The following is a 17,719-nucleotide window of genomic DNA, read 5'->3' as shown; positions in this document are numbered from 1 at the left end:
CATTCGATTAAAAAATGGTATCGCTCTTGCAGAGGCATAAGCACAACAGCTATGCAGAGGGAAAGCGATGAATACACATGATGAAAGTCCACTGACAGAAACACCGGACTCGCAGCGTAAAGGGTTTTTTCCCATCGCTTTGGTGTTATTCAGTTTTACGTTTTTTACCGCGACCATGTTTGCCGGCGGCAAAATCGGGGTTGCCTTTGAATTTACCGATATTCTTTGGATAACCGTCATTGGCAATGTGCTACTCGGCTTATATGCCGCATCTCTGGGATTAATCTCGGCCCGCAGTGGTTTAAATACCGTCCTGATGGGCCGTTTTTGTTTTGGTAACTTGGGCAGCAAACTCTCGGATTTTTTATTGGGATTTGCTGAACTGGGTTGGTATGCGTGGGGCACCGCAACCTTAGCCATTTCATTGACCAAAATTGTACATTTACCTGAGACATGGACTATCCCTTTAATGGTGTTATTCGGTTTGGGTTTTTCCATCACCGCCATTGTCGGTTTTAAAGGACTTGAGTTTCTGTCTAAAATTTCGATTCCGCTGATGTTTATTTTATTGGTGGTGTCCATTTATTTGGCGACCCAACATGTGGGCGGATGGCATGGACTCAACAGTGCACAACCCACTGAAAAAATGACCTTTGCCACAGCCATTACCATGGTGTTTGGGACATTTGCCAGTGGTGCGACCCAAATCACCAATTGGACACGTATGGCGAAAAGCAGCCGTGTTGCAGTTTGGGCATGTTTGGTCAGCTTTATTATTGGTAATGGCATTATGGTGCTTGCCGGGGCATGGATGGCGATTGTCTATCAGCAAGCGGATATTGTCGAAGTACTCATTCTACAAGGCTTATCATTGGCTGCGATTGTGATGCTGTGCTTAAACCTCTGGACCATTCAAGGCCCGACCATTTATAACGTCTCAGCAGCAGCCTGTCATTTGGTGCGTACTGAACGCCGTAAAACCATGGTCTTGGCTTCGGCTGCGATCGGGATTGTATTGGCGGTACTGGGTATGTACCAATTTCTGATTCCATTTCTGTTGTTACTCGGTGCGATTATTCCGCCTTTAGGTGGCGTGATCATGGCGGATTATTGGGTACGCTATAAAGGCAAATACCCACGCTTATGCGACGCACAACTGCCGAATTTTAATTGGCTGGGCTTATCTGCGTATGCCATCGGTGCGATTTGTGCCTATGTTTCTCCGTGGGTGGCACCGATTGTTGGGATTGCGGTGGCATTTGCTTGTTATGCAACGTTAACGGCAATTTTTCCGATCAAACATGCACAGTTGAAAGAGGCATAACGCCATGAGCATGACGGTTCAGGATGTTCTGGATTTGCCGCAACTGTTTGAAATGCAGGTGCGTGCAGGGCATCAGCATTTACATCGGATTGTGCGTTGGTTTTATGTGGCTGAAAATGAAAGCATCTCGGAATGGATCAGTGGCGGCGAAATTATTTTTGTCGGCGTGAATACCATTCGAGATGAAGCCAATTTATTGGCACTGCTTGATCAAGCCCAGCAACGTGATGTAGCTGCAATGGTGATTTTAACCAGTCCAGATTTTATCCCCAGTATTCCTGAATCTGTGATTGCTAAAGCGGGAGCCTTGGCATTGCCGTTGATAGAACAGCCGTATCGCTTAAAAATGGTTGAAGTCACCCATATTATTGGCACACGTTTGGTGGAGTTTTCTCAGCTTAAACGTTCGGCTGAAGATGTGGTGATGCAGTTATTACAGGGCGATTTTCCCTCATTGGACAGCATCCACATGCGCGCGCAACAGGTGAGTTTACCTGTGTTTGAATCACATGTGATTGTGGTGCTCAAATGCGTACAGCCACATACCGTGAATGAACGGGACATGCTTGCACATGAAAAAGCTTTTTTCCAATTCAAGCAAAGTGCCTATCAACTGCTGGAACAATGGCACAAACAACAGCAACAGCAATTTCCTGTGACACGGCAAAGTGATCAATTTCATTTGGTGTTGTCACTTGAGCAGTTGAATGAAGAAGAATGGCAAGCGCATCTGATGCAACTTAGGCAACAACTGCAAGACTTGACGCATGATCTTCAGATTTACATCGGTCTGTCGAACCCTGTGCAGTCTGCGGTGGCATTCCAACGTGGGTTTTGGGAAGCATGTCATGCCCAAGAGGTGGCAGCCGATTTAGCGGCTGAACAGGGCGTGTGTCATTATCGAGATTTAGGTTTGCTAAAACTGCTCAAAGCCATTCCCAATAAACAACTGCTTCAGCAGTTTATGCAAGACTGCATTGGCATGCTGATTGAACCTGAACGTAAACATCCTTATTTGTTGGTAGAAACCTTAGATGCTTGGTTTAAAGAAAATGGCAATGTCATTGCCACTTCCCAACGTTTAGGGATTCACCGAAATACCTTGAATCAACGGATTCAAAAAATTGAAGCCCTCATGGGTCAATCTCTCACGTCTGCCCATTTTCGTTTAAATGCCGCTGTGGCATTACTGATTTGGCGCATGACGCATCACTAAAGAGTAATTTATGAAAGTAATTAACGCGATTTTGCGTGGTAAAGACGGCTTATTCTCCCTGAGCTACAACAACGGTGTATTTGAATCTATTGAAGCGCAATCGGGTGTGATTCAAAGTTCAGCAGCGGATGTGATCGATGCACAGCAACAACTGCTGATGGCGCCTTTGGTTGAACCGCATATCCATTTGGATGCAGTGCTGACAGCAGGTGAACCTGAATGGAATATGTCAGGCACATTGTTTGAAGGCATCGAGCGTTGGGGACAACGTAAAGAAACCATTACCCATGAAGACACCAAACAACGTACCCATAAAACCATTGATATGTTGGTGGCACATGGGATTCAGCATGTACGTACCCACGTCGATGTCACAGATCCTGATTTAACAGCGCTAAAAGCGATGCTCGAGATTAAGGAAGAAATTAAAGATCTGATTAATCTGCAAATTGTGGCGTTCCCACAAGAGGGCATCGAGTCTTACCACAATGGTCGCAACCTGATGGAAGAGGCGATTAAACTCGGGGCGGACGTGGTCGGTGGGATTCCACATTTTGAATACACCCGTGAAAAAGGCGTGAGTTCAGTGCATTTCCTGATGGACTTGGCTGAAAAATATAACTGTTTGGTCGATGTGCACTGTGACGAAATCGATGATCCTGCATCACGTTTCTTAGAAGTCTTGGCGGATGAAGCCCGTGTACGTGGTATGGGACATCGTGTCACTGCGAGTCATACCACTGCAATGGGGTCTTATGACAATGCCTATTGCTATAAATTGTTCCGTTTACTCAAACGCTCAAAAATCAATTTTGTGTCTTGCCCAACGGAAAGCATTCATTTACAAGGGCGTTTTGACACCTATCCAAAACGTCGTGGTGTTACCCGTGTGGCTGAAATTGATCGTGCAGGGATGAACATTTGCTTCGGTCAGGATTCGATTCGTGACCCGTGGTATCCAGTCGGTAATGGCAATATCGTACGCATCTTGGATGCGGGTTTACATATTTGTCATATGCTCGGTTATGAAGACCTGCAACGGTGCTTAGATTTTGTTTCGGACAACTCTGCAAAAACGCTGTGCTTAGGGGATCAATACGGCATTGAAGTCGGTCGTCCTGCAAGTTTCATCATTATGCCTGCCAAGAATGATTATGACGTGGTAGCCAATCAAGCCAAAGCGATTTTAAGTGTGAAAAATGGCAAGGTAATTATGCGCCGTCAGCTTGAGATTCTTGAAATTAAATAAATAAAATAAAAAAACCGAAGCTAAAGCTTCGGTTTTTTTTAAGCGATATTAACTAAATTAGTGTTACTTAAAGTGTTATAGTATTTTTCCATCTCGAGTTTTATTATTTTATTAATACTAGGCCATTCTTTAAATTCATAATATGCTCTATAATCTAAATTAATTTGTTCTTTAATATGGAATAAAGCTTCATTATTTTTTTCTAATAATGAATTAATACAAATAAATACTCTCTTGTTATTAGAATGTTTTGATAGATATGTTTGCAATATTGCTTTGTCGGTCTCTGTTAAAAAACTATTTAATTTCTTCGCAACTAAAGTATTTATTTCGATTATTAGTCTATCATCTTTTTCAATTTTTTTAATAATATTTGAAGATTTTGATATAAATTTATCCAAATCTTCATATTTTTCTGCAAGTAATAAAGCATATGTATATGAAATTATTTCTGAACCGTTTAAATCTTTTTCAGATGAGCTGTAACTTTTATGCAAAAGTGAAAGTGCATCATTAAAATTTTTATTAGATTTTTCTATTTCAGAAAGGCAATAATAATAATCTTCAATTTTGATGATTTTTTTCTTTTCTTCGATGAATTTTTTAAGAGTTTCATTAATATTTTTAATGCTAAAAGATGTGAAATTTGAAACAGTTAATTTTATATATTCTAAACTATCTTTTAATGCTAAGATTTGATTTAAATCACTTTCCAAATTATCTAAATCTAAATTTCTTGAATAGAAGTAGTTAAATTTATTTAATAAAAATTTAAAATTGTCTTCTTTTGTAAAATCATCAGCATAATTAAAAAAGAAATCATCAATTTTAGAATAATTAATTTTATCACTATCTTTAAATGAAGCTATGTTTGTGGTAGTTAATTTTAAGTAAATTGATGAAATTATACCTATAATTTTTTTTGCTTTATCATTGTGTGATTTACTTATGTAAGATTCTAAATCTGAAATAAAATCATTAATTAAAGTGATATTTTTTTTATCCATGATGTATTCTTTTTTTAAATTTATTGCATTAATGTTAAACTTATTGATTGAAGTTATGGTTTCAATTATTTTTGAAATTTCACTATTTATCTTAAGCTCATGTTCAATTTTATTTTTCTGAATTTTATCTTTAAATAATTGCTTATTAATTTTTATATTTAATAATTTGTATTTTAATTCATATGCATCATTATCCAAGCTCGGATAAATTTGTATACTTTCATTTATTAGTTTTTCACAATATTCAAATTCAACATTATTTTTAATTTCGTCATTTTCTAAATTGTAAATAAAGGCCTCTACTAATAAATTTTTAAAATGTTGATTGTTTATAATCTTATTATTAACATCAAATAAATAATTAATACGTTCTTCAATGTTGTTAATGAAATTGAGTTTCCATTGGTAGAATTTAGGATTATAAGGATCACTTTCAATTAAATTTTCAATTATTTCAATAGCTAGTCGATCTTTCTTTTGTAATTTTAGAACTCTAATTTTTAGTGAGATATAACTTTCTTCAATTTCTTTGTCATTTATATTTTTTAATTCAAAATTGATTTTTTCTAAAGCTTTATCATAATCTAATTTGCTTATTAATTGTTCAACTTCTAATAGGTTTTTAAAGTTTTCTTGTGATATATGAGAGTTGGTATTTTCATTTAATTGTCTAATTAAATCAGAAATGTTCTGGTTATTTCTAGCAGTTGATACTTCTTCAATGAAATCCTTAATTAGAATATTTTTTATATCTGAAGTTTCGTAGTCTGTTATGAATTTTTTAATACATTTTTCACGTTTTGAATCAGTAGCTGAATCTATAAGATTAGGCTTAACATTTACATGATGACAAAATTCAGTAAATAATTCATCAAAACCATCGATTTCTACGCAATAGACTTTATCGCGCCATAGAATTTTTCTAACTTCATGATTAATCTCATCATCGGCTCTAAAGCACCAATATAGTCCATTTTTTAAATATTCTTCTTGTTGTAATAAATAGTTTAGTACATCTAAAATTGAGCGATCTTGTCCAGAATATCCAACAATAATTAATCCATTGTCCTTTGTGAACTCAATAAATTTTTCCTTTATATTTTGTTCTAATGATTCGGTTTCTTTAATTGTATTTTTTATATCATCATACAAATAATCACCATGTAATTTAATGATTTTGGGTCTTTTCGATATTACAGATACACTTCCAACAGCAGAGTCATGGGCACAAATCAAAGGTCTTGTATTTGAAAATTGATAAAATGCTTCATTAATTAAATCGTCAAAATTAGTAGTAAAAATTGTATTAAAGTAAGAATTATTTATTAAAGTTATTAAGTGTAAATAACCTATAGAAGGTAGTTTTTCATCGACTAAGCTTTCGACAAATCTACGGCGTTGCGATGGTAGATCAAATTTTCTTTCAAAAAGCGATGAATATTCATTTTGAGGATTGTACCAATGACCTTGTTCTCTAATTAAGTAGTTGATAGCTCTATCTTTAGCATCATCTTCATTGAGCAATTCAGCATTATGTTCAATATTTTTTGAATAATAGTCACCACAATATTGTTCATAAATTTCTTTTCTCCAATTATGAACTAAGTGACCACCACTATTTATACCCGACGTTACGGAGGCACCTGCACCAAGGAAAATACTATAATTTGGATGAGACATTGGAGTTTTACCAACATAATTCACTAAATCTTTAACAGATCTTTTTTTATTCTGTAGTTCCTTTTCAACCAAATCTTTAAATTTCATAGTAGCCATTTTATTCCCCCAAATTTTAAAATTTTTATATCAATAAAGAATTATAAATATCATAAAACACAATATTATCATAGATTTATAAACATAAAAAAACCCACATTAGTGGGTTTTTTATATATTACATCGGATTAACCGCGACCACGTCCACGCCCGCGAGGTGCTTTAGCATTTGGACGAGTTGTACCATTGGTACGACGTTTCGGTTTCTCACTGTCATCCATTTGCCAAATACGTTTGGTGCCTGATTTTTTCACAGTCCCATCTTTCTTTTTACGGACCATAGGCTTACCACCAGTACCACCCGGTTTTTTCACATACGAACGTGAACGGTAAGGTTCTTCCGCAGGAATGTTTTGAAAGTCAGGATATAGCAAAGGTTCGATTTCTTTGGTTTCACCCGGTTGCAATTGCAACTGAACCAAATCAATCGCACCAATACGGGTACGAATCAAACGCAAAGTCGGGAAACCTACAGCCGCGGTCATACGACGCACTTGGCGGTTACGCCCTTCACAGATTTGAATTTCAACCCATGAAGTCGGTACAGATGCACGGAAACGAACCGGAGGATCACGATCCCACAACCATTCAGGTTGTTCAATTTTGTTCGCTTTGGCAGGCAGTGTAATACCATCTTTGAGTTCAACGCCTTTGCGGAGTTGCTCAAGCGCTTCTTCAGTGAAATCGCCTTCAACTTGCACTACATAGGTTTTGAACTTTTTGTTCGCAGGGTTGGTAATGTACTGATTCAAACCACCATGATCGGTTAGAAAGACCAAGCCTTCAGAGTCCATATCGAGACGACCCGCTAAACGCAAGCTTGGATCATCTACGAAGTCAGACATCGTCATGTGAGCTTCGTCTTTACGGAACTGGGAGAGAACGTCATATGGCTTATTGAGAATAACTATTTTCACTGGAATCTACTGATATAATTAAATAAAATTTTGTGTGGTTGTCTGATTACCCATTAAATGACCTGTTTAAATACAGAGTCTAGGGAGGGGTAAAAGAAAAAGCCCACTATATGCGGGCTATTGTATCATGCTTCTACCTGATGGTCTTCGACTTTAGGCTGAACATGGTGACTATAGCAAAGCTCTTCGATTTAAAACTCAAATATGGGGTGTTTGATTTCACCTGATTGAACAAGCCCATAAAATGGAGCGTGTTCAATTCAAATGAGTTGATTGAGTTTTTTGGATTGAACTGCATTAATCTGCAAGGTTCACTGACTTGTCCTTTTCAGCAAGCTTCATCGCGATCACTTGTCTAGCTATGTTTAAGAAATGCGCTCTTTCATCGTCATCAAAGCATCCATCCGCATTGAGGTTTTCTGCGTAGTAAATCCGTTCACCACCGGCATTTGGATATTCCACACTAAAACAACCATGACGTAATCTGAGGTAGCCCACCTGTTTGCTCTGACAAAACGCATCGTACTGTTCAGGATAGGCTGGACAGGTCATCACCCATTTAATTTCATTTATGCGATTCATTAGACCTCCGATGGTTAACCGTTTTACTTTTACATCGCTAATGTGTTTTATCTGAGAATGGTCATTTTTAAAAAAGAGTGTTTTGAATAGATAAGAATCAGAGGAAATAAGATGAAGTTTTATTTAAGGGTGAAATACATCAATTCCTCATATAAATCGCAACAATAGCCATTTCCAATTCGAATATTATGCGATAAGAAACACTGTGAAAATTGCCTGAATGGTGATTATTATTTAAACAGCAGGAAATAACAACAACAAGGAGCGCATACAATATGACCTATCAGAAAATTGTGGTGCCGGTCGATGGCAGTAAAATTACGGTCAATGCAGATTTATCTTTAAATGTCCCAAATCATCCGATCATTCCATTTATTGAGGGAGACGGGATTGGTGTTGATATCACACCGGTGATGAAAACTGTGGTCGATGCAGCCGTGCATCAAGCTTATGGTGCTAAACGCTCAATCATTTGGATGGAAGTTTACGCAGGCGAAAAAGCCAATACCATCTATGGCAGTTATATGCCGGACGAAACCTATGAGGCACTCCGCGAGTTTATCGTTTCGATTAAGGGTCCACTGACCACACCAGTGGGTGGCGGGATTCGTTCACTCAATGTTGCGTTACGCCAAGAACTGGATTTGTATGTCTGTGTGCGACCTGTACGTTGGTTTAAAGGCGTTCCATCTCCCGTTCAGCATCCGGAAAAAACCGATATGGTGATCTTCCGTGAAAATTCAGAAGACATTTATGCCGGCATTGAGTGGAAAGCGGATTCAGAGGATGCCAAAAAAATCATTAAATTCTTAAAAGAAGAAATGGGTGTGACGCAAATTCGCTTTGAAGAAAATTGCGGAATTGGCATCAAACCCGTATCGAAAGAGGGTACACAACGGCTTGTGCGAAAGGCGATACAATTTGCCATCGATAACAATCGTCCCAATGTGACTTTGGTGCATAAAGGCAATATCATGAAGTACACCGAAGGTGCCTTTAAAGAATGGGGCTATGAAGTGGCGTTAGAACGGTTTGGCGGTCAGCTTATCGATGGTGGACCTTGGGTCAGCATTAAAAATCCCAAAAATGGTCAAGAGATCGTGATTAAGGATGTGATTGCCGATGCGTTTTTACAGCAGATCTTGATGCGTCCGTCGGACTATTCTGTGATTGCGACCTTAAACCTCAATGGCGATTATATTTCGGATGCTCTAGCCGCCGAAGTCGGGGGCATTGGCATTGCACCGGGTGCCAATATCGGCGGGGCGATTGCGGTATATGAAGCCACTCATGGCACAGCCCCAAAATATGCAGGGCAAGATAAAGTCAATCCCGGTTCGATTATTTTGTCTGCGGAAATGATGCTACGTGATATGGGCTGGACGGATGCGGCCGATCTGATCATTAAGGGCATTGCAGGGGCAATTGAAACCAAAACCGTGACCTATGACTTTGAGCGTTTGATGACGGGTGCAACCCTGCTCAGTTGTTCACAGTTTGGGCAAGCGATTATTGAGCATATGCAGGATTAAGTCAGAAGCGAGACAAGACGTCTACGCAGATAAGCTTAAGACTGTTTAACTGATTCGAATCATGATTGTAAATAGATTTTGAATAGTTTGAAAAGTCTGCTGCATGTAGGCTTTTCATGTTTTAAGATTTACTTTTCGATTGGGAATATAATAAATTCAATTATTTAGCTTAATAGTTTGTAAGTGTAAGTTAAGGTTTTTGATGCTTTGGTGTTTAAAGTAATAGGCAAAATTTAACGCTATTGATTCTTAAGATAAAAATTTGACCTAGGGTTACATTGCATTATCTTGAAACAGCTTTGGACTTTCCCCGCGAAAAAAATGGCGTATGTTCGATGTATCGGTTAGCGCAACAGCGTTAAACGGTATAACAAGATTCAACTATTTTTATCAGGTAATTTTTACTACGCAACTTTTGTCACGCTAATGCTTTAGCGATGGAGAATTGAAATGAGTAATCAACAACAGAATCAATCGAATCAACAAAACCAACAACATAATCAGCAGCAACAACAATCTGATCAGCAACGCCAACAACAGCAACAAAATCCGCAACGTGATGATCAGCGTCAGCAAAATCAACACAATCAGCAAAATGACAATCAACGTCAGCAACAACAGCAGTCTGATCAACAAAAACAGCAACAAGATCAGCAAAAACAAAATCAACAGCGTTAATCTTTTATCTGCATCTACGCGGTTTTAATAAACGTTGTTTAAATGCATGTTAGCTGAAACCAAAAGAACATCATGATGTTGATGTGAAGAGATACAGATACCGACGGAGGAAGATTTTGTTCACCCGACCATTCAACCAGCCCTCAATTCGAGGGCTTTATTGTGTCTGGGGTTTAGGGGTTGAAATAAAGATTTTGGAGATAAGCGTTGATCAACATTAAACGTCTTTCATAAATCAATTTTTATCCTATTAAAATTTAATCATGGAGATTCCCTCTCCTTTTAGGAGATGAGAAGCAGGCTTCATAAAGGAGAGGTTGTTTTTAGATTAAAATACCTTTATCCCTACTTTCTCACAGACAGAGTAGGAAATTTCATTGATCCTTTAGATCGTGGTTCTATGATCATTTTTTTGATTTTTGAAACAGCTCTATTAACAATACAATTCAATATAAGGATAATTTTGCAGGGATATTTTTTGAAAACTACAAATGCAATAAATATCATCAAATCTTGAAACGCATCTCAATGATGCGATTTAAATCATGTTAATTTAAACAATAAGCGATTTAAAAATCAGCGCTTTATCAACCAATTATTAAATAAATCTCACGATGGAGAATGCTATGAAGATGTATCAAGTCGACGCTTTTACAACAGAACTGTTTAAGGGCAATCCTGCGGCAGTGATTGTCAGCAATGATTGGCTTGATGTGTCTTTGATGCAAAATATTGCGCTCGAAAATAATTTGGCTGAAACCGCATTTGTAAAAGTGATTGATGCCGAAAATTATGAAATCCGGTGGTTTACCCCGCAAGTCGAAGTGGACTTTTGTGGTCATGCTACATTAGCCAGTGCTTTTGTCTTATTTAAAGACTATACCCAAGCGCAACAGATTAAATTTCATGTTAAAAATTTAGGCATTTTTACCATGAATCAAGCTGAAGACGGCAAAATCGAAATGAATTTTCCAACCCGCCTACCGAAGCCAGTCAAAGATTATCCGTCGTTACTGAATCAAGTGATTGATCGACCTTTTAAGGCCGTATATGCCAATGAACAAGCGTATATCTTGGTGTGTGAACATGAGCAAGATGTGATTGAAGCAGTGCCGAATTTAAATGTCATTCGAGAGATTGCACAGCAGTATGCGCTGAGTACAGCCCTAACTGCATCGGATGCTTTGGATGTGACCATCACGGCTGAGTCTAAAGACTATGATTATGTGGCGCGATATTTTGCTCCGCATAAAGGCATTGATGAAGACCCAGTTACAGGCTCTATGCATACTGGTTTAGCGCCTTTTTGGGCAGGGCAATTGGGTAAAAATGAATTGATTGGATTTCAAAGTTCAGCGCGTGGTGGAAAGTTGTATTGTAAATTGCTCGAAGACAATCGCATTCTGATTTCAGGCTATGCCAAGTTATATATGCAGGCTGAGATTTATTTATCAATCGCTTCTCGCTAAGCCTCTTCGCATAGGAGAATGAAAGATCATGATCAATTTTAAAGGCTTAAATAATGCCTAAGCAAAGAGCTCTAAACTACTGCGTTAACAATAATGATCTTCATTAATACCTGATGTGTTACTAATATTCATGATGATTTCGCTCATCTCTATCAACAGTAAAACATTTAAAATAGAGATGGGCACTACAGCATTTTAAAGATTGGACATTTTATGTTGATGCGGTTAAAAAAACTGACGGTTGCTTTATGGGTTTTCGGTGTCAGTGCAGGCAGTTTTGCACAAATAGTATTGGTGAAGTCTGAGCAAAATATCGAAGAATATAAGCTCGACAATGGGCTACGGGTGATCCTTGCCCCTAACGATAAAGAAAGTAAAGTCTTTATGAATACCGTGTATTTGACCGGTGCGCTGAATGATCCTCAAGGTAAAGGTGGCTTGGCGCATCTGCTTGAGCATTTGGCTTTTAAAGGTACTGAAAATGTCAAAGGCGAGGAATACCAACGCCGTTTAGATCAATACACTTTAATGAGTAATGCCAGTACCGATTATTACTCGACTAAATATATGAGTGTGATCCGTCCTGAAAAAACCGCTATAGATGAGATGATTTATCTTGAAGCTGAGCGTATGGATAAACTCGTACTTCAGGAAAAATTTGTACCGTCTGAAATCAATATCGTGATGCGTGAACGTGAAGTGCGTATGGATCAGCCTTACGCGGTATTGATGGATCAAATGTGGAAATCGGCCTATGGCAATCAGTCTTTAGGGCGTTTACCGATTGGTGATTTGAAAGAGCTGCAATCGATCAAAATGGATGAACTCAATACGTTTTATCGAAAATGGTATGCACCGAATAATGCGGTGATGGTGATTGCGGGGAAGTTTGATAAAGCCGATGTGCTAAAAGCCATCGATAAAAATTTTAGTGGCATTCCAGCGCGTACGATTCCTGAATCTGCCAAAGTACCGAATCTTGATTCGACTCAAATGAAAGTGCGTCAATTCATGGTGCAAAAGGGCAGTGATTTCGGCAAATTTAACATTTATTTGAATGGTAAAAATCTTAAGATTCAAACGGCTTTGTCGGTCGCGCCTTACTTATATACCATGCAACCGAGCGGACATCTGTATAAAGACATTGTTGAAAATGGTATCGCTACCAATGTGCAAGCGACCACGTGGTTAGCACAAGATTTTAACTTGGTATTTTTAGGCGCAATCTATGCGCCCAACCATGACGAAAAGAAAGTCGGCGCACAGCTCAACAGCAGTGTCGAGAAACCGCAAAACTTTACCGACACCGAATTATCACGCATTAAAAATTTAGTCAAAAACAATCAAAAGGCCATGATGAGCAGTGCTTCAGCAGTCGGTGGTATTTTGAGTGACTATGTGGTGAATTATGATGGAGATTGGACAAAATTCTTTAGAGATCAAGATGAATTGATGAATCTAGATGTCAAACAGGTCAATCAAGTTTTATCAGAATTTTTAAGTCCTGAGCATCGGATTACAGGCGACGTGAAACCCACACCTGAAGATCAAAAGAAAGCGCAACAACAGGCTCAAGTCGCTGAACTTGGAAAAACCTTAGATCAACAAGACCAAGTGGTTGAACCACTTAAAGATGTTAGCGTGTATAAAGCAGAAGTGGCAGATCTACTGAAAAAATCGACAGCGATGTTAAACGCCACAGAGAAAAAGATTCAACGTGGACAGCTGAAAAATGGCATGCCGTATGCGTTTTATCCGACCATCACACGGGATGATAAAACCTATGCCAGCATTGCAGTGGATTTTGGTACGGCAGAAAGCTTAATGAATAAATCTGAGATCATTGATCTTACGGCTTATTTGTTACTGCGTGCTTCAAAAGACTATAGCCTACAAGACATTGCAGATAAATCGATTGCTTCGGGTGGCAGTGCCTCTGCAAGTGCATCGGACAATGGCATGAATATTCAAATTGTCGCCAATAAAGAAAACTTTGCTGATTTCTTTGATTATATTGTCAAAGTCATGAAATCACCGAAGTTTGAACAAACCCAATTTGATTTGATTAAATCGCAAAGCCTATCGAGTTTGAACCGTCCCTATACCGAACCTGAAACAGTGGCTTCACTGACCATTGCTCGGATTGCTGAAACCTTTCAGCCGGGAGATTTGCGTTATCATTTTGAGCCTGACTTTGCGAAAAAACAGCTTGAAGCGGCGACCGTTGAACAGGTCAAACAGTTCTATGCAGATTTCTTTAATATGGATCATGCCAAGATTGCCATTACAGGTGATATTGATTCAAAAGCCATGCTGAAATATTTAAATACGACTTTGAAAGGGTGGACAGGCAAACAGGCTTATGCAAAATTGAGTGAGCCATTTACAGCCTATCCTGCACAGAAAAAGCATGTCTTGTCCGAGCAACGTGAGTTCGGCAGCTATCAAAGTTTCCTGACTTTCCCTGTGGGTAATGATCATCCTGATGCTGTGGCATTGATGGTGTTTGGTTATGTTTTAGGGGAGTCGCAACTGTCTTCTCGTTTAGCGATGGAACTGCGTGAAAAAAATGCCTTGGTCTATGGTTTTAGCAGTGGACAAAGTTTTAGTGAGGACAGTAACTCTGGGGCTTTGACCATCAGTGCCAATTACACGGCAGGTAAATCTGCACAGGTCTCACAAGCGGTGCATAAAGTGCTTACAGATTTGCTGAATAAGGGCATCACAGAACAGGAGTTAGAAGCGGCCAAAGCCAATATTATGAAAAAACGGGTGACCTCATTGGAAGATGAGCGCCGTATTCATCGCATGTTGGTGGCACAACTCGATAAAAAACGTGATCTACTGTATCGCAAAAAACGGGATCAGGCCTTTGCACAATTGACGAAAGCAGATGTCGATGCTGCGATTAAAAAATACATCAAGTTGGATCAGTTGGTGGAAGTGATGGCAGATCAATACGGTCAGCCCACAGATTTAAACGCTTCTGAAAAGAGCGTTCAGCCTAAACAAAACACAGTGCTGAACAAAGCCGTGGATCAAGTGAAGTCAGCTGAAAAAGTACTTCAAGTGAAATAATTGCTGTAACTGTTACCCTAAATTCATTTAGGGAATCTGTTGAATGATAAAAAGCCCTCAGGTTGATCGCTTGAGGGCATTTTTTATGGGATACAGTTGCATGCGTTAATGATGGTCAATTCATTAGACTTCTTGCATAAATCAAATTTTAACCAAGGTTTAATTCATCATGAAAGTTCCCTCTCCTTTTAAAGGAGAGGGTTGGGGAGAGGATTTATATGAAAATTCCCCTCATCCCGACCTTCTCGCAAAGTTAAAAAGGAACCTTTCAATCTTCATTTTATTATTCAATTTTGAACATTTTTCGACTTTTGCAAGAGATCTATTGAAAAATAAAAACCTTATCAGCCACATATTTTAATGCGATTGAATTCGATAAAATTGTTGAGCGGTATGGTGAAACACTTGTTCTAAAAGATCTGGATCATAGCTTGCAACCACATCACTAAAGGCATCGATGATGTTTATTAAAGAGCTACTGACACTGTCCATCGGGAAGTTAGAGGCAAACATCACCCGATATGCCCCGAAATGCTGTAACACATGCGTGATCAGCGGATGCACCAAATCAAAGATTTCATTTTTACTGGCGATTTGATTGTGCTTATGAAATTGATGACCCAATACAGGCATCAACAGTCCTGACATTTTGGTATAGACATTGGCACATTCAGACAGCTCTGCCATGTCTTGTTTCCATTGGAATAAAATGTTGTCTCTGGCGGTTTGAGTCAGTCCAGTCACTTTACCGACAGCTCCAAACAGTCCCGCAGGTGTCCCAAAATGATCGAGTACGATCGACGTTTCAGGAAACTGTTTCGCCAGTGCAATCACATCAGAGAGCTGGGTTGAATAGACCCAAGCATCGAAACTTAAATTGTATTGCGCGAGTAGTTCAAAGCCTTTAAGAAATTGAGTATTGCGGTATAAATGCGGTTCATCTGTCCACGCATGAATACCCGAATCCTCATGCACACTGGCCATTTTTCGAATACCACGAAAATTTGGGGATGCTTGTTTGTGCAGTTTAAGTATTTTTTTAAAGTTGCTGTGACGAGGGTCGGCGGTCGCCACCACAGCGCCCAAATTCAAACCTTGTGCATTAAAGGGCAAAGATTCTATAAAACGGGTTTCCTCAACCACGCCTTTGCCTTTTTGATGATGCCAATTGGCTTCAACATGCACCACATCTTTAACCTGATAGTGCCCAATATCCTTTTTATACTGCTGCGGTAAATAGGGCGCAGTAATATGTTGGGTTTTGCCTAAACTTTCAAGCATGTCCTTGGGTTGTAGCAAACGCACCACTTTATCGAGTAAATATGGACGTTTTCCAAACAGTTTTACTGCACGTGCCGCAGCATGAGGGGTGTTGTAGGGATCCCATTGATGGATGTGCGCATCAATAATGGGAAAATCTAAATGATTCATGATCGTCCTGAATTGAGTCATTAATCCATTTAAGATAATCAAAATGACTTTACTCGGACATTGTATTTTTGTTCAAAATGAAACATTTGCTAAAGCAATCAAACATTCAGCTTTATTGACAACACACAAAAAAAGCCCCGTAGGGCTTTTAAAGTTTGGGTTCAAGCTGGGAGTAACTTTTAAAGTGACTTGAACAGGTCTACACAAGACTTATCTGTGAATGCTTAATCATTGGTGATCGTGTTTGTGCCCATCTTTCGCATCATGATCATGTTTATTGGCATGGAATTCTTCATTACGACGGAAACGTAAATAGTTTTCAAACTGTTCACAGTATTCGTCATAGTTGTCTTCAAGCATCATGTGGAACTGTTGCATGATATATGACATCACTTGTTCTTTGGCATCACGCATTTCATTGCCATCTTTGAAGTTATTGGCAGCCACCCATGTATTAAAACGCGCTGTACCGAATAACATTGCAGCGCTGACTTGACCACGCGCCTCAGTCGGTTTGATGGTCGAACCTTTTTCTACACGACAAAATTCATTGGCTTGCTTAATAAATTCATCTGCACGTTCAAAGAAAATTGCATTCAACGCTTCTTCTTCGGTTACATCTGTAGCTTCAATCTTCTGAACCATGAATGATTCCTAGCATAAAAATCTGATGCGGTATTATAGGGCAAAGCCTTGCATAAACTAAACCTTTGACTTAATCTAAAAATAGCCTAAGCAAATATGTGAGCATTGAGATGCAGGATGCAATAGCGGTTCAAAGTTTAAAAAGTGATATTGCCTTATTACGCCAAAACATTTGGCCACCTGCGGATTTGGCCAATGTCGAAGGTTTGCCGATCTATTATGGAACGAAAGATCAAGTCGATGCTTATTACACCCAATGGTCAGGCTTGATTGAAAGCGCACAAGATCTATTTCAACCCTTTATGGAGGATGAAGTGCTGGATGCAATTCATTTGCCGAGTCATCTCAACTTGCCGTTGTTTTATTTTCATGTCGATCGGATTCGGATCAATAAAACCCGTGCCAAAGAATCGAAAACTTTTCGCGGAATAGCCAGTCTCATCGAGAAATGTGGTCAGTTTGAACCCGATCAAGTACAAGCCATGTCGCGCTGGCTCGACAGTGATGACACTGCCGCTTTGGTGGCGCACCGTGAGTTCATCGATTTACGCACCTATGTGTTTCAACATGGTCAGACGGAATATACTCGTACCCGTTTTTATGTCAATGGTATTGTTCTGAGCGTCGAGCCACATTTTGAATTGGTCGATGCGCGAGAAAAACCGCGTAAACAACGCAATGATTCCTATCGTGATCCTTTAGCCGACAACAATACTTGGCGTGTCTTTGGTAAATATCGTTAAGTGATATTCCAAAATTGAAAATTAAAACGCCTGTTTCTAGCTTGAGACAGGCTGTTTAAATGGAATCTTGAA

General features: G+C 39.0%; 13 protein-coding genes. 8 read left to right on the top strand and 5 right to left on the bottom strand.

The window, feature by feature from the left end; genetic code table 11:
* The first annotated feature begins 67 nt into the window (after positions 1-67).
* Genes codB through codA form a run of 3 tightly spaced genes read left to right on the top strand, consistent with a single transcriptional unit; the run spans position 68 to position 3,789 of the window.
* A complete protein-coding gene (gene codB / locus G8D99_RS10395) occupies positions 68-1,324 on the top strand; it encodes a cytosine permease (protein ID WP_166325467.1) in 1,257 nt (418 codons plus the stop codon).
* Positions 1,325-1,328: 4 nt separating this feature from the next.
* Complete coding sequence (locus tag G8D99_RS10390) at positions 1,329-2,540, top strand: PucR family transcriptional regulator (RefSeq protein ID WP_166325464.1); 1,212 nt, start codon at positions 1,329-1,331, stop codon at positions 2,538-2,540.
* 10 nt (positions 2,541-2,550) lie between these two features.
* Positions 2,551-3,789: a cytosine deaminase gene (codA, locus tag G8D99_RS10385; protein WP_166325461.1), complete on the top strand. Its 1,239-nt coding sequence runs from the start codon at positions 2,551-2,553 to the stop codon at positions 3,787-3,789.
* Between the two features lie 38 nt (positions 3,790-3,827).
* On the opposite strand, the gene G8D99_RS10380 is transcribed toward codA, so the two are convergent.
* The 3 genes from G8D99_RS10380 to G8D99_RS10370 all read right to left on the bottom strand — a co-directional run bounded on the left by G8D99_RS10380 (position 3,828) and on the right by G8D99_RS10370 (position 8,071).
* On the bottom strand, positions 3,828-6,572 hold the full coding sequence (locus tag G8D99_RS10380; RefSeq protein ID WP_166325458.1) for an SIR2 family protein: 2,745 nt from the start codon (positions 6,570-6,572) through the stop codon (positions 3,828-3,830).
* A 128-nt stretch (positions 6,573-6,700) separates the two neighbouring features.
* Positions 6,701-7,489: an rRNA large subunit pseudouridine synthase E gene (locus G8D99_RS10375; protein ID WP_166325455.1), complete on the bottom strand. Its 789-nt coding sequence runs from the start codon at positions 7,487-7,489 to the stop codon at positions 6,701-6,703.
* 297 nt (positions 7,490-7,786) lie between these two features.
* Positions 7,787-8,071, bottom strand: a complete 285-nt coding sequence (locus G8D99_RS10370) for a hypothetical protein (protein ID WP_166325452.1) — start codon at positions 8,069-8,071, stop codon at positions 7,787-7,789.
* Positions 8,072-8,346: 275 nt separating this feature from the next.
* Between G8D99_RS10370 and icd the strand changes: the two genes are divergently transcribed.
* The 4 genes from icd (at position 8,347) to G8D99_RS10350 (ending at position 14,828) form a co-directional block, all read left to right on the top strand.
* Entirely contained in the window at positions 8,347-9,603 is a 1,257-nt protein-coding gene (gene icd / locus G8D99_RS10365) for an NADP-dependent isocitrate dehydrogenase (RefSeq protein ID WP_166325449.1), read from the top strand.
* 450 nt (positions 9,604-10,053) lie between these two features.
* Positions 10,054-10,281, top strand: coding sequence for a hypothetical protein (locus G8D99_RS10360; protein WP_166325446.1), 228 nt, complete (start codon positions 10,054-10,056; stop codon positions 10,279-10,281).
* Positions 10,282-10,907: 626 nt separating this feature from the next.
* Positions 10,908-11,750, top strand: a complete 843-nt coding sequence (locus tag G8D99_RS10355; RefSeq protein WP_166325443.1) for a PhzF family phenazine biosynthesis protein — start codon at positions 10,908-10,910, stop codon at positions 11,748-11,750.
* Between the two features lie 213 nt (positions 11,751-11,963).
* Positions 11,964-14,828, top strand: coding sequence for a M16 family metallopeptidase (locus tag G8D99_RS10350; RefSeq protein ID WP_166325440.1), 2,865 nt, complete (start codon positions 11,964-11,966; stop codon positions 14,826-14,828).
* Between the two features lie 357 nt (positions 14,829-15,185).
* Here G8D99_RS10350 and G8D99_RS10345 read toward each other — a convergent pair whose 3' ends face one another.
* Positions 15,186-16,259 (bottom strand): amidohydrolase family protein, encoded by a 1,074-nt coding sequence (locus G8D99_RS10345; protein WP_166325437.1) that lies wholly within the window; start codon positions 16,257-16,259, stop codon positions 15,186-15,188.
* 228 nt (positions 16,260-16,487) lie between these two features.
* Complete coding sequence (locus G8D99_RS10340) at positions 16,488-16,904, bottom strand: DUF3144 domain-containing protein (RefSeq protein WP_166325434.1); 417 nt, start codon at positions 16,902-16,904, stop codon at positions 16,488-16,490.
* A 110-nt stretch (positions 16,905-17,014) separates the two neighbouring features.
* Between G8D99_RS10340 and G8D99_RS10335 the strand changes: the two genes are divergently transcribed.
* Positions 17,015-17,647, top strand: coding sequence for a hypothetical protein (locus G8D99_RS10335; RefSeq protein ID WP_166325431.1), 633 nt, complete (start codon positions 17,015-17,017; stop codon positions 17,645-17,647).
* Positions 17,648-17,719 lie beyond the last annotated feature (72 nt).

It is taken from the genome of Acinetobacter lanii, assembly GCF_011578285.1.
In the GTDB taxonomy this organism is placed as follows: Bacteria; Pseudomonadota; Gammaproteobacteria; order Pseudomonadales; family Moraxellaceae; genus Acinetobacter; species Acinetobacter lanii.
This window is presented reverse-complemented; position numbering and strand designations above follow the sequence as displayed.

What these genes read in the sequence shown, in the direction of transcription:
- codB (WP_166325467.1), top strand. Translation starts at nt 68, where the DNA reads ATGAATACACATGATGAAAGTCCACTGACAGAAACACCGGACTCGCAG.
- G8D99_RS10390 (WP_166325464.1), top strand. Translation starts at nt 1,329, where the DNA reads ATGAGCATGACGGTTCAGGATGTTCTGGATTTGCCGCAACTGTTTGAA.
- codA (WP_166325461.1), top strand. Translation starts at nt 2,551, where the DNA reads ATGAAAGTAATTAACGCGATTTTGCGTGGTAAAGACGGCTTATTCTCC.
- G8D99_RS10380 (WP_166325458.1), bottom strand. Translation starts at nt 6,572, where the DNA reads ATGGCTACTATGAAATTTAAAGATTTGGTTGAAAAGGAACTACAGAAT.
- G8D99_RS10370 (WP_166325452.1), bottom strand. Translation starts at nt 8,071, where the DNA reads ATGAATCGCATAAATGAAATTAAATGGGTGATGACCTGTCCAGCCTAT.
- icd (WP_166325449.1), top strand. Translation starts at nt 8,347, where the DNA reads ATGACCTATCAGAAAATTGTGGTGCCGGTCGATGGCAGTAAAATTACG.
- G8D99_RS10360 (WP_166325446.1), top strand. Translation starts at nt 10,054, where the DNA reads ATGAGTAATCAACAACAGAATCAATCGAATCAACAAAACCAACAACAT.
- G8D99_RS10355 (WP_166325443.1), top strand. Translation starts at nt 10,908, where the DNA reads ATGAAGATGTATCAAGTCGACGCTTTTACAACAGAACTGTTTAAGGGC.
- G8D99_RS10350 (WP_166325440.1), top strand. Translation starts at nt 11,964, where the DNA reads ATGTTGATGCGGTTAAAAAAACTGACGGTTGCTTTATGGGTTTTCGGT.
- G8D99_RS10345 (WP_166325437.1), bottom strand. Translation starts at nt 16,259, where the DNA reads ATGAATCATTTAGATTTTCCCATTATTGATGCGCACATCCATCAATGG.
- G8D99_RS10340 (WP_166325434.1), bottom strand. Translation starts at nt 16,904, where the DNA reads ATGGTTCAGAAGATTGAAGCTACAGATGTAACCGAAGAAGAAGCGTTG.
- G8D99_RS10335 (WP_166325431.1), top strand. Translation starts at nt 17,015, where the DNA reads ATGCAGGATGCAATAGCGGTTCAAAGTTTAAAAAGTGATATTGCCTTA.